This is a genomic window from Petrotoga sp. Shatin.DS.tank11.9.2.9.3, assembly GCF_003665005.1.
GTDB classification, from domain to species: domain Bacteria; phylum Thermotogota; class Thermotogae; order Petrotogales; family Petrotogaceae; genus Petrotoga; species Petrotoga mobilis.
Map to the genome: position 1 here is coordinate 56,026 of NZ_JGVT01000001.1, position 21,371 is coordinate 77,396.

Annotated in this window: 15 protein-coding genes; 4 read left to right on the top strand and 11 right to left on the bottom strand. The window is 36.1% G+C overall.

Going from position 1 to position 21,371, the window contains the following annotated elements; all coding sequences use genetic code 11:
• Positions 1-24: 24 nt before the first annotated feature.
• From cimA to pheA, 10 genes are read right to left on the bottom strand one after another with little or no spacing between them, the layout of a single operon-like run.
• Positions 25-1,605: a citramalate synthase gene (gene cimA, locus BZ25_RS00235; RefSeq protein ID WP_121515321.1), complete on the bottom strand. Its 1,581-nt coding sequence runs from the start codon at positions 1,603-1,605 to the stop codon at positions 25-27.
• Positions 1,606-1,611: 6 nt separating this feature from the next.
• Positions 1,612-2,661 carry a 3-isopropylmalate dehydrogenase gene (locus tag BZ25_RS00240; protein ID WP_121515322.1) on the bottom strand — a complete coding sequence of 350 codons (1,050 nt, stop codon included), beginning with the start codon at positions 2,659-2,661 and terminating at the stop codon, positions 1,612-1,614.
• Positions 2,662-3,156: a 3-isopropylmalate dehydratase small subunit gene (gene leuD, locus BZ25_RS00245; RefSeq protein ID WP_121515323.1), complete on the bottom strand. Its 495-nt coding sequence runs from the start codon at positions 3,154-3,156 to the stop codon at positions 2,662-2,664.
• Positions 3,153-4,412: a 3-isopropylmalate dehydratase large subunit gene (gene leuC, locus BZ25_RS00250; RefSeq protein WP_121515324.1), complete on the bottom strand. Its 1,260-nt coding sequence runs from the start codon at positions 4,410-4,412 to the stop codon at positions 3,153-3,155. Before leuC ends, leuD begins: the two co-directional genes overlap by 4 nt.
• Positions 4,413-4,432: 20 nt before the next feature.
• Complete coding sequence (locus BZ25_RS00255) at positions 4,433-5,971, bottom strand: 2-isopropylmalate synthase (RefSeq protein WP_121515325.1); 1,539 nt, start codon at positions 5,969-5,971, stop codon at positions 4,433-4,435.
• Between the two features lie 28 nt (positions 5,972-5,999).
• Positions 6,000-6,992 (bottom strand): ketol-acid reductoisomerase, encoded by a 993-nt coding sequence (ilvC, locus tag BZ25_RS00260; RefSeq protein WP_304598463.1) that lies wholly within the window; start codon positions 6,990-6,992, stop codon positions 6,000-6,002.
• A 28-nt stretch (positions 6,993-7,020) separates the two neighbouring features.
• Complete coding sequence (gene ilvN / locus BZ25_RS00265) at positions 7,021-7,521, bottom strand: acetolactate synthase small subunit (protein ID WP_121515326.1); 501 nt, start codon at positions 7,519-7,521, stop codon at positions 7,021-7,023.
• The gene (ilvB, locus tag BZ25_RS00270; RefSeq protein ID WP_121515327.1) at positions 7,518-9,227 is read right to left on the bottom strand and encodes a biosynthetic-type acetolactate synthase large subunit; all 1,710 of its coding nucleotides are present in this window, start codon (positions 9,225-9,227) and stop codon (positions 7,518-7,520) included. Before ilvB ends, ilvN begins: the two co-directional genes overlap by 4 nt.
• 21 nt (positions 9,228-9,248) lie before the next feature.
• On the bottom strand, positions 9,249-10,919 hold the full coding sequence (gene ilvD / locus BZ25_RS00275; RefSeq protein ID WP_121515328.1) for a dihydroxy-acid dehydratase: 1,671 nt from the start codon (positions 10,917-10,919) through the stop codon (positions 9,249-9,251).
• 54 nt (positions 10,920-10,973) lie between these two features.
• Entirely contained in the window at positions 10,974-11,909 is a 936-nt protein-coding gene (gene pheA, locus BZ25_RS00280) for a prephenate dehydratase (RefSeq protein WP_121515329.1), read from the bottom strand.
• A gap of 326 nt (positions 11,910-12,235) precedes the next feature.
• On the opposite strand from pheA, the gene BZ25_RS00285 reads away from it, so the two are divergent.
• The 4 genes from BZ25_RS00285 (at position 12,236) to BZ25_RS00300 (ending at position 19,628) form a co-directional block, all read left to right on the top strand.
• On the top strand, positions 12,236-13,039 hold the full coding sequence (locus BZ25_RS00285) for an alpha/beta hydrolase family protein (protein WP_121515330.1): 804 nt from the start codon (positions 12,236-12,238) through the stop codon (positions 13,037-13,039).
• 104 nt (positions 13,040-13,143) lie between these two features.
• A complete protein-coding gene (locus BZ25_RS00290) occupies positions 13,144-14,121 on the top strand; it encodes an alcohol dehydrogenase catalytic domain-containing protein (protein ID WP_121515331.1) in 978 nt (325 codons plus the stop codon).
• Between the two features lie 470 nt (positions 14,122-14,591).
• Positions 14,592-14,771, top strand: coding sequence for a transposase (locus tag BZ25_RS10390; RefSeq protein WP_233546391.1), 180 nt, complete (start codon positions 14,592-14,594; stop codon positions 14,769-14,771).
• Between the two features lie 393 nt (positions 14,772-15,164).
• Positions 15,165-19,628 (top strand): acyl-CoA dehydratase activase-related protein, encoded by a 4,464-nt coding sequence (locus tag BZ25_RS00300; protein WP_121567164.1) that lies wholly within the window; start codon positions 15,165-15,167, stop codon positions 19,626-19,628.
• A gap of 4 nt (positions 19,629-19,632) precedes the next feature.
• Here the strand turns inward: BZ25_RS00300 and BZ25_RS00305 are convergent, their stop codons facing one another.
• Positions 19,633-21,339: a flagellar basal body-associated FliL family protein gene (locus BZ25_RS00305; RefSeq protein WP_121515333.1), complete on the bottom strand. Its 1,707-nt coding sequence runs from the start codon at positions 21,337-21,339 to the stop codon at positions 19,633-19,635.
• Positions 21,340-21,371 lie beyond the last annotated feature (32 nt).

Below are 21,371 nucleotides of genomic sequence, written 5' to 3' on the forward strand. Positions count from 1 at the left end.
GTTTTTATAGTCTAAAAAGTTTTGTTAGTTTTCTTTAACAGGGAACAAATTATCTACAAACAAGCCATATTCCACACTGTCTAACAAAGCCTTCCAACTGGCTTGAATTATGTTAGTTGAAACGCCCACAGTAGTCCACGTTTTATCGGTGTCTGAAGTTTCTATTAAGACCCGTACCTTTGCAGCGGTTCCAGAAGCACTGTCCAGCACCCTTACTTTGTAATCTATCAATTTCATGTTTTTTAGGGATGGGAAAAAGTCTTCTAAAGCTTTTCGCAACGCCATATCTAAAGCATTCACAGGTCCGTCGCCTTCAGCAACGGCATGAACGATTTCACCATTTATTTTCAATTTAACAATAGCTTCGGTTCCCGTGCCTTCGCCAAAATTGTAATGAAGGATGTTGAAATTTTCGACTTGAAAATTTGGTGTATAGTCAAAAAATTCTCTTAATACTAAGAGTTTCAAAGAAGCATCTGCACCTTCAAATTGATATCCATCATGCTCATATTCCTTGATCTTCAAAGTTAACTTTTTGAACTGTTCTTCAGAAAATTGTGTAATATCAAAGCCCAATTCTTCCAACTTTGATTTCAAATTGCTTTTTCCTGATAACTCAGAAACTAATATCCTTCTAGTGTTTCCAACCCATTCCGGAGATATGTGTTCGTAAGTGAGAGGATTTTTAAGAATGGCGCTAACATGGACGCCACCTTTATGTGTGAATGCGCTTCTTCCCACGTAAGGGATCCTGTTGTCAGGAGTTAAGTTAGCAACTTCAAATACGTAATTATAAAGTGAAGTTGTTTTTTCTACATTTATTTTCGGTAATCTAAATCCGTATTTAAACTTCAAATTAGGTATTATAATACAAAGGTCTGCATTACCACATCTTTCCCCTAAGCCTCCAACCGTTCCTTGTATTTGTTCAACTCCTTCTTGTAAGGCTGTAAGAGAATTTGCTACAGCTAGACCGGAATCGTTGTGGGCATGAATGCCCAAAGGTATTTTTATTCTTTCTTTTACCACTTCTATTGCCTCTTTTATCTTTGAAGGGGTTTGTCCTCCGTTTGTGTCACATAAAACAGCGATCGAAGCACCGGAGTTTTGTGCAACTTCCAAGGTTTTAATGGCATATTGTTGATTATGGTTAAAACCATCAAAAAAATGTTCGGCATCGAAAAATACTTCTATCCCTTCTCTTTTTAAGAAGGTTATCGTATCTTCTATGAGTTTCAGATTATCATCAAGAGAAATTCCTAAAGCTTGAGATACATGGAAATCCCAACTTTTTGCAAATATAGTAACTATTTTCGCCCCGGAAGAAACCAATTTTAAAATATTTGGATCATCTTCGGCTCTTATCCCAAACCTTTTTGTAGAGCTAAATGCAATTATTTCACTATTTTTGAATGACATACTTTGTGCTTTCTTAAAGAACTCTTCATCTTTAGGATTGGACCCTGGCCAACCACCTTCGATGTAGTCTATTCCGTACTCATCCAATTTTGTTGCTATCTTTAATTTATCTTCCACAGTTAGAGAAACATTCTCGCCTTGGGTCCCATCTCTTAAAGTGGTATCAAACAATTTAGGTTCTTTCAATTCGGTTCACCCTCTTTTTAAGATTTTGACAATTTCGTCTCCTACTTCACTGGTGCTTAAATTCCCTCCCATGTCTTGAGAAAGTAAGTTTTCATCGATCGATGTTTCAATAGCACCTTCGACTTTTTCAGCTAAGTCTTTTCTTCCAAAATATTCCAACATCATCGCTGCAGCTAAAATGGCAGCTATGGGATTGGCAATACCTTTACCAGCAATATCAGGAGCTGAACCATGAACGGGTTCAAACATGGAAACACTGTTGGGATTAATATTTCCTGAAGCAGCTAATCCCATTCCCCCCTGAATTTCTGCACCCAAATCTGTGATGATGTCTCCAAACATATTGCAGGTTACTATCACATCAAAAATTTCGGGATTTCGTACCATTTTCATCGTTATAGCATCCACGTAATAATGATCAGTCTGAACTTCTGGATATTCCTTCTTTAACTCTTCAAACACCCTTAACCATAAGCCGTGAGAATAAGTTAATACGTTACTTTTATCACAGAGTGTTAGTTTCCCCTTGAGATTTTTTGCATACTCGAATGCGTAACGGATGATACGCTCTACACCTTTTCTAGTTGAAAGCATCTCTTGTATCGCTACTTCGTCTTGAGTATCTTTTTTTAAAATTCCTCCAATACCTGCATAGAGTCCTTCTGTGTTTTCTCTAATCACTGTAAAATTGATCTCATTAACGCCTTTCCTTTTCAAAGGCGAAAACCTGTCGTTTAGTAGTTTTATCGGTCTTAAATTGACGTATTGATCAAAATGAAATCGTAATTTTAATAGTATCCCATGCTCTAGGACTCCTGCTGGTACTCTTGGATCCCCCACTGCACCCAAATATATGGCATCGAAGGTTTCTAATCGTTTCAATAGAGAGTCTGGAATTAGTTCCCCATATTTTAGATACCGTTCGGCTCCGACATCGAACTCTTCAAATTTGAGATTCAAATTATACTTTTCACCTATAAAATTTAATATTTTAAGACCTTCATTGATTACTTCCTTCCCGATTCCATCACCTGGTAGAACAGCGATCGACGGCATCTATTGAGCGACCTCCTTTTTGATCTTCTCTATTAATCCTCCGGAAGATATTATTTCTTGAAGAAATTTAGGATATTTCTCTGAGTAATATTCTTTATTGTTTTTTAGATCTTTGATAATACCATTGTCCAAGTCTACCTCTATTTCCGAACCATCTTCTATATTATGCGAAGCTTCTTTAGAAATAAGTATAGGTAATCCAATATTAATAGCGTTTCGATAAAAAATCCTTGCAAAACTTTCTGCTATGACACAAGAAATACCCGCAGCCTTAATCGATAACGGAGCGTGCTCACGAGAGCTTCCAGAACCGAAATTCCTTCCGGCAACTATAATGTCACCTTTTTTAACTTTTTTTACAAAATCTTTATCTATATCTTCCATACAATGTTGTGCCAATATTTCTGGTTCTGGGTTGTTCAAATACCTAGCTGGTATGATAACATCGGTATCAACGTTGTTACCGTATTTGAATACTCTTCCTCTGAATTTCACTTTATAACCTCCTCAGGATGAGTGATGTATCCAGTAATGGCGGAAGCCGCTGCTACCGCAGGATTGGATAAATAAACTTCACTTTCTGGATGACCCATTCTTCCAACAAAATTTCTGTTAGTTGTAGAGATTGCTCTTTCACCCTTTGCCAAAACTCCCATATGTCCACCAAGGCAGGGGCCACACGTTGGTGTACTCACAGCGGCTCCAGCTTCGATGAATATTTCTATTAAGCCTTCTTTTAATGCCTGCATGTATATATCTTGGGTGCCAGGAAAAATAATACATCTTACATCAGGATTGATTTTATGTCCCTTAAGCACGTGAGCAGCGATTTTTAAATCTTCTATTCTTCCGTTAGTGCAAGAGCCAATTACAGATTGATCAATTTTTATTCCCTTTGCTTCATTAACAGGTTTGGTGTTTTCTGGCAAATGTGGGAAAGCCACCTGTGGTTCAATATTTGATACATCATATTCGATAACTTCTTCATATGAAGCATCGGGATCGCTACTTACCGGTGTATAATCTCTTACTGCCCTTTCTTTTAAGTACTCTTTGGTTTTTTCATCGTATTCAAATAATCCACATTTAGCCCCTGCTTCTATCGCCATGTTCGCCATAGTCATTCTCGAATCCATAGAAAGGTCTTCGATCGTTTCTCCAGTAAACTCAATAGATTTATACAGGGCTCCATCCACTCCTATATCTCCTATCGTGTAAAGTATCAAATCCTTTCCACTTACCCATGGGTTTAACTTTCCTTTGTATACGATTTTTATACTTTCTGGGACTCGGAACCATAAGTAACCGGTAGCCATTGCCGCAGCCATATCGGTGCTTCCAACACCTGTACCTAAACAGTTAAGAGCACCATAGGTACACGTATGGGAATCTGCTCCTACAACGATTTCACCTGGTAAGGCTAGTCCTTTTTCAGGTATTAGACAGTGTTCTATTCCCATTTTACCTATCTCAAAATAATTAAGAATATTCATCTCTTTTGCAAAATTTCTTATAAGTAGAGCATTTTGCGCGGATTTTATATCTTTGTTTGGGGTAAAGTGGTCTGGAACTATTGCAATTCTTTCATTATCAAATACTTTGGATAATCCTATTTTTCTAAATTCTTTGATGGCAACAGGAGTTGTTACATCGTTCCCAAGTACAAGATCCACTCTCGCATTAACAATCTCTCCGGGTTTAACTTCACTTTTATTTGAATGAGATGCAAGGATCTTCTCTACAATTGTCATTTCTTTATTTCCTCACTTTATTATTTTATTTTTTTTGTAGTTTGGAGTTTCTTAGTCATATATTTATTCAAGGCATTTAGATAAGCCAAAGTACTCGCTTGGGTAATATCTGTTTCAACAGAATGCCCAACGTACACATCTTCTCCAATTTTGAGTTTAACGGTTGTTTCTCCTAAGGCATCGGTCCCCTCTGTAACCCCTTCAATCTTATACGAAATCAAAGTGATATTTTCTTCTTCAGCGATTTCGTTTATGGCTTTAAATATTGCATCTATTGGCCCGTCTCCACTGCAAGCTGCTTTTTCTATCAAATCTTCTCCTCTTGCTATCTTTATAGTCGCTGTCGGTAGTGTAGTGTTTCCAGTAGTAACGGATAAATATTTGAGTTTGAAATAATCCTCGGTTTTATATAGTTCGTCGTTTATCAATGCTTCAACATCAAGCGGATTTAAATTCTTTTTTTTACTGGCTAGATCTTTGAATTTAATGAATAACTTTTCAAAGGTTTCTTCATTCACGGTGTAACCAGATGATGTTAAGAACTCCTTTAAGGCATGTCTTCCCGAATGCTTCCCTAAAATTAGTTTATTTGAATTCAACCCTATACTTTCTGCTTTCATTATTTCGTAAGTAGTTCTCTCTTTGATAACACCATCTTGATGAATACCAGATTCATGTGCAAAGGCATTTTTACCTACTATTGCTTTATTAGGTTGAACAACCATTCCAGTAAATTGTGAAACCATGTTGCTTAATTTTAAAATCTTAGTTGTATCCTGGGTTACGACTAAATCTTCAAAATAATCTTTTCTGGTAACTAACGCCATTAAAACTTCTTCTAAGGCAGCGTTGCCTGCCCTTTCTCCTATTCCATTGACTGCAACCTCTGCCTGATCGGCACCCTCTTTCAGAGCAACGAGTGTGTTAGCAGTTGCCATCCCTAAATCGTTATGGCAATGTACACTTAATTCAATCTTGTCTATGTTCCTTGTGTTTTCTTTTATCTTTTTAATAAATTCACCAAATTCTTGAGGAATTGCATATCCCACCGTATCAGGCACATTAATTACCCATGCACCAGCTTCGATGACTTTTTCAAAGAGTTTGTACAAAAACTCTAACTCGCTTCTTGAAGCATCTTCTGCTGAAAATTCAACGTTATTAGTATACTTTGCTGCATACTTCACGGCCTCAACTGCTCTTTCCAAAACTTGATCTTCATTCATTTGCAGCTTATATTTCATGTGAATAGGAGAAGTGGCAATGAACACATGAATTCTTGGTTGTTCTGCTTCCTGAAGTGCTTCCCAAGCACAATCGATATCTTTGTAATTCGCCCTTGCTAAAGCGGCAATCTCAACATCTCTGATTTTTTGGGCGATGTTTTTCACACTTTCAAAATCACTACTTGAAGAAATAGGAAAACCAGCCTCTATTACATCAACTTTTAACAAGGAAAGCTGTTCGGCTATTGCCAACTTCTCCTCCATTGTTAAACTTACTCCAGGGGATTGTTCGCCATCCCTCAACGTAGTATCAAAAATTTTTATTTTTCTCAAATTTGATCACACTCCTACTTCGGTAGATTTAGCTTTCGATCCAAGGCATCATGGCTCTCAACTTCGCTCCTACTTGTTCCAACAAAGAATTATTATCTTTTTCAGTTAATGCGTTGAAAACAGGCCTATTAGCTTTGTTTTCTAATATCCAGTCCTTTGCGAAATTCCCATTCTGTATGTTTGCAAGTACATCCTTCATAGTTTCTTTAACCCTATTATCGATAATTTTTGGTCCAATGGTAATATCTCCGTATTGTGCGGTGTCACTTATGGAATATCTCATCTTTTTTAATCCACCTTCATACAAGAGATCAACGATTAATTTCAGTTCGTTCAAACATTCAAAATAGGCTATTTCTGGTTGATATCCGGCTTCAACGAGTGTTTCAAAACCTGCCTTGATAAGTGATGTAGTTCCACCACATAAGACCGCTTGTTCTCCAAATAGATCCGTTTCTGTTTCCTCTTTAAAAGTTGTTTTGATAACACCTGCTCGTGTACACCCTATTCCTTTGGCGTAAGATAAACCCAACTCTTTTGCTTTTTCGGAAAAATCTTGGTGAACAGCTAATAATCCTGGAACCCCTTTGCCTTCTAAATACATTCTTCTGACTAAATGACCAGGACTTTTAGGAGCAACCATGAATACATCTACGTTTTTTGGAGGCACAATTTGTCCAAAATGGATATTAAAACCATGAGAAAACCCAAGTGCATTACCCTCGTCTAAGTTGGGTTCTATGTCTTTTTTGTACACCTCACTTTGAACTTCATCAGGGATCAATACTTGAATAATATTTCCTTTTTTAACCGCTTCAGATGTTTCATAGACTTCAAAACCATCTCTTTGAGCAGTTTCTTTGCTTTTACTATCTTTCTTCAGACCTATAATTACTTTTAATCCGCTATCTTTAAGATTTTGTGCCTGAGCGTGACCTTGACTTCCGTAACCTAAAACCGCAATAGTTTTTTCCTTCAATAAACCTAAGTCGGCATCTTTTTCATAAAATGTTTCCACCATGAACTATCACTCCTTTATTTTTTGATTTTTATGAATTTGTCAAAGCGTTGTTGTTCATTTCTCTATCTATAGCTACGATCCCTGTTCTCACGACTTCTTTAATGCCAAAATCCTTCATTATTTCGATAAAGGCATTTATTTTATTTTCATCCCCCGTAATTTCAACTGTTATTGTGTCAAGGGAAAAATCGACAACCTTACCCCTAAAAACGTCGACCACCTGAATAACTTGGCTTCTTTGATTTTTTCCACAATTTACCTTAATTATCGCCATATCCCTCTCTATCATATTGCTTTGATTCAATTCAGTGATCTTTATAACATCTATAAGTTTGTAAAGCTGTTTTTTCACTTGTTCGAGTGTGTCTGTGTTTCCTTCGACAACTATGGTCATTCTTGAATACTCAGGTAATTCTGTTTCCCCTACATTTAAACTCAGTATGTTAAAATTTCTCCTACTGAATAGACCAGATATTCTTGCCAAAACTGCAGGTTGATTATTCACCGTTACTGATAAGATGTGTCTCATGCAACCTCCCCCTGTTTTTCCTTTTCTCTCTTTTTCTTTTTTAGTTCCAACATCTCATTGATCGATGCCCCTTCTGGAACCATTGGAAATACGTTCTCATCTTGAGGAATAATTACGTCAAGTAAAACTGGGCCGTCGTAGTTAAGAGTCTCTTTCAAAGCCATCTCTACATCGTTTGTTTGATCAATTCTTAACGATTTTATTCCATAAGCCTGAGCCAATTTAACAAAATCAGGATTTTCAAGTATAGTGGCAGAATATCTTTCATCAAAAAATAACTCTTGCCACTGTCTTACCATCCCTAACGTTCCATTGTTTAAAATAATTATTTTCACGGGGAGCCTGTTAGAACTTATTGTAGCCAACTCCTGGAGATTCATTTGAAAACTTCCGTCACCAGATATGTTGATAACCGTTTTATTGGGATTTCCTACCTGAACACCTACACTGGCGGGTAAACCGTATCCCATAGTTCCAAGACCTCCAGAGGTTATAAATGACCTAGGTTTCGAAAAACGAAAGTATTGGGCTGCCCACATTTGATTTTGGCCAACTTCTGTCACTATTACCGTATTTTCATCAGTTAACTCATCCAATTTTTCAATCAAGTATTGTGGTTTAATACTGTTATCATCGTATTCGTAGTTAAGTGGAAATCGTCTTTTCCATTCTTTTATTTGTTCAAGCCATTCTTTTCTTTCGATCGTCTTTATTAGTGGAATTAATTTATCTAAAACGTTTTTCGCATTACCAACAATCGGAATTTCAACTTTGACATTTTTATTTATTTCTGCTGGATCGATATCTATATGGATGATCTTTGCATGTGGAGCAAATGTCTCTAACTTCCCCGTTACCCTGTCATCAAAACGTACTCCAACTCCTATTATCAAATCCGCTTCAGAAATAGCGTAGTTGGCATACATTGTACCGTGCATACCTAACATCTTTAAAGAAAGCTCATGATCTTCTGGAAAAACACCAAGCCCCATGAGAGACGTAACTACTGGTATTCTTCCCTTTATTGCCATATTTGTTAGTTCTTCTGAGGCATTAGAATTTATAACGCCTCCACCGGCAAAGGTGACAGGCCTTTGCGAAGTGTTAATTGCCTCGGCTGCCAATTTTATTTGCATATAGTTTCCTTCGTATGTTGGTTGATATCCTGGGAGATGAACACTTTCAGGATACATGAAATCAGCATGAGATTTAAGAACATCCACCGGTAAATCAATTAAAACGGGACCTGGTCTGCCGGTTCTTGCTATGTAAAAAGCTTCTTTTATTGTCTTGGCTAAATCCTTCACATTTGTCACCATGTAATTGTGCTTAGTTACAGGCAAGGTTATTCCTCTTATATCTATTTCTTGGAATGAATCCGTACCTATTAGGCTCGTCGGAGCTTGACCTGTAAAAGCAACAACTGGAACGGAATCCATGTATGCTGTTGCTAACCCTGTAACTAGGTTCGTAGCTCCAGGCCCAGAAGTGGCTATACACACCCCAACCTTCCCTGTACTCCTTGCATAACCATCTGCAGCATGTGCTGCCCCTTGTTCATGACGAACTAATATATGTTTTATAGGTGCGTCGTACAGTTCATCATAAAGGGGAATAACCTTCCCTCCTGGATATCCAAATACAACTTCAACCTTTTCCCTCAAAAGTGATTCAACGAATATTCTTGCCCCGGAAAGAATCGGCATAAAATCACCTCTCTAATTTTTTTATTCTAAAAACGCCCCTTTATCCGCTGATTGTACAAACCTACTGTACCTGTCTAAATACCCACTAGTTTTTGGAAGTATCGGTTTAAAAGTATTTAATCTTGCTTGTAATTCTTCTTCTGATATTTTTAAATTTAGAGTCTTTTGTGGTATGTTTATCGATACCATATCCCCATCCCTTACAACCCCTATTGGACCTCCTGCCGCAGCTTCGGGAGACACATGACCTATGGCAGAGCCGCGTGTTGCTCCTGAGAATCTACCATCGGTGATCAGCGCAACCTTCTTATCCAATCCCATACCAGCTAATGCAGAAGTAGGTGCTAACATCTCTCTCATACCTGGTCCTCCCTTTGGCCCTTCGTACAGGATAACTACTACATCTCCTTCTTTAATTTTTCCCCCATAAATAGCTTTGATGGCTTCTTCTTCCTTGTTGAAGACCTTTGCAGGTCCTTCATGTACCAACATCTCATCCGATACAGCTATCTGTTTAACGATTGCCCCGTTAGGAGCTATATTACCTTTTAACACCGCTAGTCCTCCATCTTTATGGTACGGATTATCTATAGGCCTTATCACTTCCTGGTTGACATAACCAACGGTTTTGAGATTCTCACCTAATGTTTCCCCAGTTACGGTCAAACAGTCTAGATGGAGCAAATTCTTCTTGGACAATTCTTTTAGTACAGCAGGAATACCACCGGCATAATGTAAATCTTCAATGTGATGAATCCCTGCAGGGGATAAACTACATAGGTGTGGGGTTTTTGAGCTAATTTTATTTATAATATCTATGTCAAAATCGATTCCAGCTTCGTGAACAATTGCCGGCAAATGTAAAGCCGTGTTGGTAGAACAACCTAAAGCCATATCTAAAGTAAAGGCATTTTCTACTGTTTTTTCGGTGAATATATCCAACGGTTTAATATCTTTAGCTACTAACTCCATTATCTTTTCTCCACTTTTTGTTGCCAAAGCCCTCCTACTAGAAAAAACTGCCGGAATCGTCCCATTTCCCGGCAGCGCAAGTCCTAAAACCTCTGTTAGGCAGTTCATTGAATTGGCAGTAAACATCCCAGCACAAGATCCATACCCAGGACAGGCGTTCATTTCCATTTCATTTAACTCTTCATCAGAAATCTTATTGGCAACTCTCGCACCAACCGCTTCAAACATATCGTGTAAATCGATTTTTCTTCCTCTGTAATTCCCCGCAAGCATTGGACCTCCACTTACAACAATGGCAGGAATATTTAGCCTCAAAGCGGCCATTAGCATCCCTGGAACGATCTTATCGCAGTTGGGAATAAGAACCAATCCATCGAATTTGTAGGCTCTAGCTACAGATTCTATAGAATCGGCAATTAATTCTCTACTCGGTAATGAATAGTTCATACCGCTGTGTCCCATAGCGATACCATCACAGATTCCTATTGTTGAAAAAGCTAAAGGCAAACCTCCAGCAGCGTATACTCCATTTTTTACACTTTCGCATATTTCATTCAAATGTTTATGTCCTGGTATTATATCGTTCGCAGAGTTAGCTATCCCTATTATAGGTTTATCGATCTCATCTTTTGTCAACCCTAAGGCATAAAGCAAAGAACGATGTGGAGCTTTTGATACTCCTTTTTTAATTTCGTCGCTTCTTTGTTTATTATCGCTCATATAATCCTCCCTTTTCATAATGTTTAAAAATGTTGAAAAAATCCCCGGTAGAATTCATTCCCGTTCTTTCCATTTTGGATAACTTCCAAGAATTTTAAAGAAAGAACTCATTTTTTCTAATTTAACTAATGCTGTTATTATATCTTTATCTTCTTTATAACCTTCAAAATCTATATAAAAAGAATATTCACCTAATTGCTTTTTTGTTGGCCGAGACTCTATCCTTGTTAGATTTATGTTCTTTTCTTTGAAAGTTTTTAACATGTTGTACAGAACCCCAGGTTTGTTGTGTTTTGGAGAACATATTATCGAGGTTTTGTAATTTTTTTCTGTACCTTCAATCTTTGTAAACCTTTCGGAATTTGCAATTACGAAAAAACGGGTTGAATTACTTTTTGAGTCTTGAATATCTTTAGCTAAAACCTTTAAATTATAGATATTAACAATATTTTCTGAACCTATAGCGGCACTTTTTTGAACATCTTTTATTATTTCACAAGCATTTGCGGTACTCGCGGTAAATATAATTTCGGGATTATTCAATCTATTTTTTATAAACTTACTGCATTGTCCAATAGCTTGTTGATGAGAAAAAAGCTTTTTAATCTCAGTCAAGTCTAAATTTTCATAGGACAGAAGAAAATGTTTGATTGGAACAATACACTCCCCAACTACCTGAATATCAGTTTTCTCGAATAAAAGATCCATTGTAATGTTCACTGAACCTTCTACAGAATTTTCAATTGGAACAACTCCAAAATCTACTTCTTTACTTTGAACCATTTCAAAAACGTCTGAAATAGATTGTAATGGAATCAAAAAAACATTTTCACCAAAATATTTCATTGCAGCAATTTCAGTATAAGTTCCTTTTGGCCCTAGATAACCGCATTTTTTGAAAGACTGATCTTCTTTCAAGTCATCTAACTCCTTGAATTCAAAATTTACGAAAATATTTTCAGAGTTGTAAGAATAAGAAAAAAATTTCATTTTTCCTAATTATTGTTAATTATTTGAGATTAGAGTAAATTATTAGCGATTATACACTAAAATCTCCGTTTTTGCAAGATTTGAAAAAAATTTCATTAAAACCCCTTTCAATTCCTTTCTTTATGGATTTTAAAAAATAAGATTAAAACTGTCGTGTTTAATTTTAATCTAAAATTTACCCGAGACAAACAAAAGATTTACTTCTTAGTTTTCTAAATAATGCATACATAGAAAAAGAACGACGGCAAAAATGGTACAATTTAATATAGTTAAAAAATAATTCAAATTCGTTAAGAGTCAAAAAGTTGATTTTAAGGAGAGATATGATGGCTTTATTAGAAGTAAACTTTATGTCGAAGTCTTTAATGAGAAAAGTACCAGTTATGGTGGTTTTACCGGTTGATAAATTAAATTTTTCAATTACATCTGAAATGACAGACAATACTCATTTTAAAACACTATATCTTCTTCATGGGGGATTTGGTAATTATACAAGCTGGGTTTCAGAAACAAGAATTCAAAGATTGGCTGAAGGAAAGAACCTGGCTGTGGTGATGCCTTCTGGTGATAATTCTTTTTATTTGGATCAACCGGAATTTGGTAATTTTTATGGAGAGTTTATAGGAAAAGAACTTGTTGATATCACCAGAAAGATGTTCCCTCTGTCTAAAAGGAGAGAAGATACCTTTATTGCGGGATTTTCTATGGGAGGCTATGGTGCCATTAGAAATGGTCTAAAATACCATGAAACCTTTGGCTATGTTGCTGGACTTTCCAGTGCCTTGGATCTTGAACAATTGCAAACGCTTGGTGAATCTTATCCAGAAATTGCTTTTGTGAAGAACTGGTTCGGAGATTCTAAGGAGGCTCTTTTGTCAGATAAGAATCCAAAAGTACTTGTGAAGGATATCAAAGAACAGATGAAAAAAGATCCGTCAATACATTTTCCTAAAATGTATATGGCTTGTGGCACCGAAGATGATTTATTAAGCACTAACCGTGAATTCAAAGATTTTCTTGTGGAAAATAACGTTGATTTAACTTATGAAGAAGGGCCAGGGGCACATACTTGGAAATTTTGGGATACTTACATTGAAAAAGTGCTTAACTGGCTTCCACTGAAAAATTGATTATCATAAATAGAGTATTAGATCAAGTACCGAATGCGTTTTGTACGCTTCTAGTGAAACAAATTCATTTAAAACTTTGATTAAATTATAAAGAAGGTGGGCTTATGGAAGCTATTTACATCAGAGAACCTCATCAAATCGAAGTAATTAATAAAGAAGAACCGTCTGCAAAAGAAAATGAATCATTGATAAGGGTATTAGGTTGTGGTGTTTGTGGAACTGATTTAAAAATCTTTAAAGGAGAAACTTTGGCTACTTATCCTCTTATACCAGGGCATGAAATCGTTGGAGAAATAGTAAAATCTAGGGTATTTGAGAAAGGAACCAAAGTTACCATTGATCCAAATAGACCTTGTGGTGTTTGTCAGTACTGTAGGGAGGGCAAAATTCATCTGTGTGAGAATCTAAACGCAGTTGGGGTAAATAGAGATGGCGGTTTTGCTGAATTTCTTTCTGTTCCAAATGAACAGATCTATGTATTAAACAACAATATTCAAGTAAAAGATGCATTATTTGCAGAGCCTCTTTCCTGTATAGTTCACGGAATAGATCTTTCTAATTTCTCTTACACTGATGATATAGCAATAATAGGAGGAGGAGCAATAGGTCTGATCTTCGCCATGCTATTAAACAGATTCTCAGTAGGGAAAACCGTTATATTTGAAGTTTCTCAAGAAAAAATGGAATTTATAAAAAACGAGTTTCGGTTGGAAATCGATCATCCTGACAATAATCCCAAATCCCGCAAATTTGATACAGTATTTGAATGTTCTGGAACTATTTCGGGATTTGAAACCGCTTATACCCTAGTAAAAAAAGGCGGAAAAATAATAGATTTCGGAGTCACTCCAAAGGGATCGAAATCAAAGGAAGTAGAGCCTTTTAAAATATACAGTGAGGAAATTTCAATCACCGGTTCTTATGTAAATCCATTCACCATGCAAAGGGCTGTGAAAATTCTTAATAGTAATGAATTCTTTTTTCAAAAATTATTAACCGATGTTGGTGATCTTTCAGAGATAACGAAGTATATATCTTCAGACAAAAAGCCTTTCTTAAAAGCATCATATATAAATCAATAGAATCAAAAAATCATAAACGATCCCATCTAAATTTTAGATGGGATTTTTATTTACATAAAATTTACAATAGATATTTCTTGTTTCTCTTCCAAAAAGTGTGTGTAGAAAAAAGTAATATGAACAAATGATTAAATAATCTGGTATCATTTATCAAAAGTAAAAGAACACAAAATGTATAAAAAGTGATACCGAATGAGAAAAGAGCTACCAAAATTCTTTGAATAGATACTGAATATAACAGAGCCATTGTACATAGAAAAGATAGAACAACAAGGAAATACAATCAACATATATATCTGGATTTCAAAAAAGGTGCAAAGTTCGAATACAACGGTAAATATTACAGTGCATACGATACAGTTCAAAGAAGCCAGCAACATTTAAACCTATTCCAATATGAAACATACATAAATGCAAGGGTAGCTAGGATAAAAACAGATGATGGGACAAAGTATCCAGTTCCTAAAGTTTTGTCTAAATACGAAAAGAAACTAAAACATGCATATAAAAAGTTCTCAAGCAAAGAAAAAGGTTCTAAGAATTGGGGCAAAGCAAAATTAGAAGTTGCTAGAATACATGAGAAAATTAAGAATACACGAGGGGATTTTCTGCATAAACTAACGAAGTCTATCAGTATACATTGGGGGTAATCCCTAAGCCCTCAAAACCTTTTAAATATAAGAAAATAATTAAAAAAACACTTTTTAGGGATCGCCTAAAGGATGGTACAAATTCAAGACGGTCCTAATATACAAAGCAGAGAGGTTAAGTAAGAAAGTAATTGAGATAGGAATGTTCGAACCTTAGTCTAAAACTTGTAATATATGTGGGTATAAGAACGAAGCAAGATGTTGAAGCCCCTTTATGGGGCTTAATTTTTTTTGTTTGTTATAAAATCTTAAGAACCTTGATAATTATTGTAAAAAGGTATATCATAATAGTAAGAGAGAAATGATGTGACTGATTGTAGGGTAATGAGGCACTAAAGTAGGTTTTAGGGCTTCAAAAAAAGAAAAATTTTGGGCTTTAAGGGGAGAAAAGTTATGTATTACGTTGGGTTTGATATTGGTTCATCAAGCATTCATGTAGCGGTCATTGATGAAGAAGAAAAACTAAAATACGTTAAAGAAAGTATTCCACATTTTGGTGTGCCTTTAAAAAGGCTACCGGAGATTTGGGAATCGATAAAACCTGAACTGGATGGGGAAGTACTTTCTACGTCTTTCACGGGAATAGGTGCACAACTTTTCAACAAAGTTTTTTCGGAACTCTTGTTTGATTATGAAAGTGTTACTATCCCCAAAGGTGCTTCTTTTCTCGAACCAAATGTTTCCTATGTATTCCACATTGGTGCAAAGGACTCATATTTTTTAAGACTTGGACATCTTAAAGAAAAGGTGAATCTTTTAGAGTTGTCAGCTAATAGCAAATGTGGCGGGGGTTCAGGAATCTTAGTTGAAAAACAGTTGAAAAGATTATACTTAAAAAACGATTCAGAGTTTTTTCAGATAGATGATTATTCACAAAAAATCGAATTAATGAGAAAATTATATGCTCAAGCAGAAAACGAGGTGAAAGATTACAGCGATATTCAAGGCTTCAACGCTAGATGTGGTGTTGTAATCCAATCAGATTTGATCCACGAACAAAATGAGGGTGCTCAAAGGCCCTTTTTAGTTGCAAAATTGTATTCTACAGTAGCTAGGAATTATAAAAATGACGTGATTGGAGCGAGGGAACTTGATCCATCTCTCTCAGCCATAGCTACAGGAGGAGTCTTTTCAAGTGATTATATCCTCAAAAGTTTCAATATGTTAACTAATTTAAATGTAAAAAGGCCTAAGTACCATACCGCTGTTGCAGCTATTGGGATAGCTCTGGAAGCGTTAGAAAAGAAAAACAAATTTGTGATAGATTTTAACCGACTTTCTGAGATCTCTAATTTTACGAAGAGTAAACGTCCCTATGCTAAGCCTCTTTATGCCTTTCTTGATAAAGTCCACAGCTACAAAGGAAAAATTGAGAAAGTGCAACCTGATGTGGTTAGAGATGTAACCATAGGAGTAGATGGAGGCTCAACCACCACAAAAGCTGCGATTGTGGACGTTGAAACGGGTGCCCTTTTAGACAAAATTTACATCAGCACCCATGGTGATCCAGAAAGAGCTCTTAAAGAAGTGTTTAGACACTTAGCCAAAAAATCCAATAATTATAATGTTCTTGGTGTATGTACCACAGGATCAGCCAGAAAATTGTACGAGAGAATTTTAGTAAGTCAAAAGAAAAAAGAAACTTTAGAAGAAGAAGGATACGCAGTTTTAGATGGAGCCGTTGATGAAGTCACATGTCACGCCAAGGGAATTAAATTTCACGATGAAGAGATCGATACGATATTTGAAATCGGTGGACAAGATATGAAGTTCACTTCTTTCAAACTTAATGGAGAAGAAGCTACAGATCAGATAAAAGAGGCTAGGATGAATTACTCATGTCAAGCCGGAGCTGGTCAAACATTGGAGAACATGGCTCAACTGTTAGGCTTGGATGTCAAATCGACACTTCAAGAAGCAGCGTTGAAAGCAGAAAAAGTACCCATTATAGATTCTACCTGTGGCGTTTTCATGGAAATGGAAGAAAACCGTTTGATTTCCGAGGGTTTTTCACAAGAAGAGATAGCTGCAGCGATAGTCAGATCCACCGCAGCTAGCTATTTTAATAAATTTGTTGGAGGTCCACAACATATTCAAAACAAATGCTCTTGTCAAGGGGGACCAGCCTTGGGGAAAGCATTTTTGGCTGCAATGGCACAAGTTACAAACAAAGATATCTACGCTTATCCCCACAGAGAATTGTTTGGAGCATGGGGAGCGGGTCTTTTTCTAAGAGAAGAGATATTGAAGGTGAAAAAAGAAGGAAAAGAAGTGCGCTCAGCTTTCAGAGGCTTTGAAGTAGTAGATATGAAATTTGAAAAAGAAGAGGTAATGTGTTCAGATTACTTCGGCAAATTGTCCTGTAAGGTAAGAAATTGCAGATTAAAAATCTTTAGTATAGCAGGCGAAAAAGTTATAACAGGTGGTTTTTGTCCAAGAGGGAACAGTGAAGGGGCAGAAAAGGTAAAAGTAGATTATGTTGAAATTTTCCATAGATTGTTTGAAAAACATTTTGAAGGCATAAAATACGAAAAGTTGGACGAAATAAATGTCGATAATGAAAAAACGGTAGGTATTCACAGAGCTGGAGTAACCTTAGGAGAAATAGGTATTTGGTCTGCGGCATTGTTTAGTAAAATCGGGTTTTTACCTGTATTATCCCCAGTCTCAGATGAAGAAATTGCACAAAGAGGTATTAATATTGCTCCTACAGAGTTTTGTATAGCGATGAAACTCGTTATAGGTCACGGGGATCTGCTGGCAAAAGATAAAAGGATAAAACATCTGTTTAACCCTTCGGTTATTGAAGAAGTAAGAGATAAAAAACCGATGAGAAAATTCTGCATATATACAGAGGCTGAAGGTTACTTGTTACAAGACATATTGGGATTAGAAGAAGATAGAGAGATTCTGCCTGTTCTTTACTGGAAAGATAAAGAAAGGTCAGCCCAAGCGATATACGATGAATTAAAAAGAATTGGTTACAATATTTCCAAAGAAGAGATATTAGAAGCTATAGATTATGCGGATCAAAAGTTAGAAGCGTTCAAAAGCGATTTACACAAACAAGGGGAAAGATTCTTAAACAAATTAGAAAAAAGTGAAGAGATAGGGTATGTAGGATTGGGAAGAGATTATGTTGTACTAGATCCTCAGGCTTCCTCACAATCAGGTTCTATGTTCACCAACCAAAGAGGTATGAATTATATTCCACAAACTTTTTTGGAAGAGTACTACAAGGATATTCCGATAGATGAACTTTCTTTCAACGAATACTGGTATCAAAATGCACATATTCTCCAAGCTTCTATATTCGTTGCACAACATCCAAAACTATTTCCAATAAGACAGATGAATTTTGCTTGCGGACCAGATTCAGTGAAATTTTATCATGAAGATGAGATATTCAAAAGAGCAGACAAACCGTTTTTGCATTTAGTAACAGATGCACAAACCAACAATGCCCCCTTTGTTACAAGAGCTGAGGCACACGATAGATTGGTGAAAAAGAGTAAACCAAAAACGGATTTGGAGTTCAAAGATTTTGTCTTATTCCCCGATGGTCATAAGGACAAATTAAAATTGGGGCAGAGGCAGTGGCTCATTCCCTACATGGGTGAGGCAAGTAACCTAGGAAAAGCTATACTTAAACATTACGGAATAGAAGCGAAGGTTTTACCAACGGCCACAGTTCAAGCCAAAGAAGCGGCAGATAGGTTCATCACAACGGAAGTTTGTTTCCCGTTAAGAGGCGTGGTTGGGGATGCGATGGCAACCTTGGAAGAAATAGCCAGAGATAAAGGAAAGGACTGGATAAATGACAATACCGTTATTTTCTTACCGACCACTTCTGGCCCATGCCGTTTTGGTAAGTATGGAGAAGTTCTGAAGATCTTTTTACATAAAGAAGGACTCGACAATATCCCTATAATCAGCCCTTCTGTTGATACGGGTTACCTCCAAATAGAAGCGCCAGAACAGTTTAAAACTCTTTATCAGAAAGCCGATGCATTAATAAACGTTTTCAGGGCAATAAAAATGGCGGATATGACAGATGATTTAATCAGAAGATTCAGACCATATGCAGATGATTTTTCCGATTTCGATGAAACTACACAAAAACTATGGGAAAACCTACAACAATTACTGATGGAAAAAGGCGGTTCTATAAAATATCTAAAAAGATGGGTGAAAAACGCTATAGATACTTTCACAAAGTTATCCCCAAGTGCAAAAGAACATTCACTTCCTTTAGTATTGTACATAGGGGAAATATATTCAAGACAACATGATCCTTACACAGATTATGTAATGGAAAGGATAGAAGAGGAAAGGTTAGAAATAATCAGAGGGACAATAGCTGAATGGTTAGAATATGTAATTTACATTAACGAAAGAAGAAACCCTAATTTTCTTTTCCGTTTTGTGGATAATTACATGGGCTTCACCGATTGGCGTTTCAAAAAAATTTTTGGGGCGTATTCTAAAGACCACGCTGTTTTACCCAAACCTCAAAAAATCATCGATGACATGCAAAATAGTAGAAAGTACCACGGTGATATTGTAGGAGAATCACCTTTGGTAATTGGGATATTTCTAAAATTTTTAAATGGTGAATTGACAAACGGTAGACAAAAAGTTTCTGGGATATTCCATGTAGGACCTTTCACTTGCATGCAAGAAGGCGTGGCGATGGCAAAAATGGATGCCATCGCCAAAGAAGTATCAAAACGAGATCCTTCATTGGTTGTTCCAATGATTCATGCATTTTTTGGAGATTCTGCAAATACAAATCTCGAAGCTGAAATAGCAGCCTTCAGAGAACAATGCTATCTAAAGCAAAAATTGACAAAATAGGAGATTATTCAACTCTAGAAATTTCTAAATTTACCTCTTTTATACCGTTAGTAGTGTTAGTTTTAAATAATTCATTTAAAGCTGAAAGCAATTTGTTCTCAATTTCGGCAATTTTCTCATTATTTCTAAAATCTTCAGGTTTATAAGTTGAGAAAATGAGTCTAAGAGTGTCAAACACTTGCGAAAAGGAATTTTCTACAGTTTCTTTCATTTCTGCGTTGGCAACTAAAAGGGAATATTCTGTAACAAAAACACGGTTGTTAAGGTTGACTCTAACCGGGTACTCACCTTTGATAATTTCGACTTTTAAGTCTTGCTGAGTTTGAATATATCTTATTTCAGGTTCTAGGGCACCATAGAATTTGATGTCAGTGTATCCTAGAAATTCTGGATTACGTGGATTATCTTTAATTGAATAGACACTAACTTGTCCGTTTTCAAATCTAGCGTATAAATAACCATTGGCGATTTTAATTCCGTTAATACCTTCTAAATTCAAGTTTTCTTGTAGTTTGGGAGAGTTAGGATTACTTATTTCTGCGATGCTTAATCCTTCCATATATCTGAGTATATATAGATAGTTATCGTGATTGATTACATCTGTGACGTTTCCTGGCGTGTCTATTGTAGCGATTTCTTGGGGTTTACTTGGATCTGTAACTTCATATATAGTTACCCCCATTTCGCCACTTGGTGAGTAGAGATAAACTTTTTCCTCGGGCACTACTTTTGTGGAAAAGCGTATTTGAGAGGTAGATTCTCCGCCTTTTTGATCCTTTGCAACAATTCTTAAGGTATAATTTTTTCCCATTTCCAAAGAATTAAATCGATAAAAATACGTATCGATATTTTCTGCTATGAGTCGCTCTTGTCCAGAGTCCGCAGTTAAATATAAATCAAAAACCAATGAATCTCTATCGGGATCTTCAGCTTGCCATACGAAGTACACACTAGACTCGCTTAATTGTTGATTTTCAGATGGAGATAAGATTATTGGGCTTATGGGAGAACTATTTTTTTGAAAATAATAATTTTCAGAGAAATTATAAACCATGTTATTTTTAACAACAGCAAATTTCAGATCCAATCCTTCTGAAGGCACTGAACTTAAAATAAGTGTATTCTGGGTGGAGGTCCTATAAGGTTCGTACATTCCATCACTGTTTCTTCTATAAATTAAATATTGGTCATAGTCTTGTGGGAGTGTTATATACAAATCGTTATCATCCCATTCATAATCTATTTGATATCTTAGGGGTAATTTTTCGAGATTTATGTCGCTTAGGGTTTTATCTTCATTCACAAACAATTCTGGGTTGTTATAATAGTAATATGCAAGTCCTGTATCATCGACTGCCATGATATTTAGCTCATAAGTCCCTTCTTCTATGGACGTTAATTCTATACTTTCTCCAACAGGAAAAGATGCTTCGTAAGTATTGGCTCCAATCAATTCAACTTTTATTTCGTTGTAAGGTTCTTGTAGACCTTCTGACGCAACTATTTCGTAGTTGATCGTTACATTATACTTTCCACCAAAAAACAACAGAGAAAATATAATCACAATACCCAAGACAACTATTGCAATAATAGTTGTAATAATAATTAATCTCTCTCTGTTTTGTGGTGGTTTCTTTTCTTCTTGGTTGATTAAACTTTCGTATTCTAATTTATTTTCATTCTTATTTTCTGAATTGTTCTCTTCAGCCATTTCTATCCCTCCAAAGATAAATTTACTATTGC

Excerpts from the sequence above, each read along its gene's own strand:
- BZ25_RS00240 (WP_121515322.1), bottom strand. The coding sequence starts at position 2,661 with ATGCCGTCGATCGCTGTTCTACCAGGTGATGGAATCGGGAAGGAAGTA.
- leuC (WP_121515324.1), bottom strand. The coding sequence starts at position 4,412 with ATGACAATTGTAGAGAAGATCCTTGCATCTCATTCAAATAAAAGTGAA.
- ilvC (WP_304598463.1), bottom strand. The coding sequence starts at position 6,992 with ATGGTGGAAACATTTTATGAAAAAGATGCCGACTTAGGTTTATTGAAG.
- ilvN (WP_121515326.1), bottom strand. The coding sequence starts at position 7,521 with ATGAGACACATCTTATCAGTAACGGTGAATAATCAACCTGCAGTTTTG.
- ilvB (WP_121515327.1), bottom strand. The coding sequence starts at position 9,227 with ATGCCGATTCTTTCCGGGGCAAGAATATTCGTTGAATCACTTTTGAGG.
- ilvD (WP_121515328.1), bottom strand. The coding sequence starts at position 10,919 with ATGAGCGATAATAAACAAAGAAGCGACGAAATTAAAAAAGGAGTATCA.
- pheA (WP_121515329.1), bottom strand. The coding sequence starts at position 11,909 with ATGAAATTTTTTTCTTATTCTTACAACTCTGAAAATATTTTCGTAAAT.
- BZ25_RS00285 (WP_121515330.1), top strand. The coding sequence starts at position 12,236 with ATGGCTTTATTAGAAGTAAACTTTATGTCGAAGTCTTTAATGAGAAAA.
- BZ25_RS00290 (WP_121515331.1), top strand. The coding sequence starts at position 13,144 with ATGGAAGCTATTTACATCAGAGAACCTCATCAAATCGAAGTAATTAAT.
- BZ25_RS00300 (WP_121567164.1), top strand. The coding sequence starts at position 15,165 with ATGTATTACGTTGGGTTTGATATTGGTTCATCAAGCATTCATGTAGCG.
- BZ25_RS00305 (WP_121515333.1), bottom strand. The coding sequence starts at position 21,339 with ATGGCTGAAGAGAACAATTCAGAAAATAAGAATGAAAATAAATTAGAA.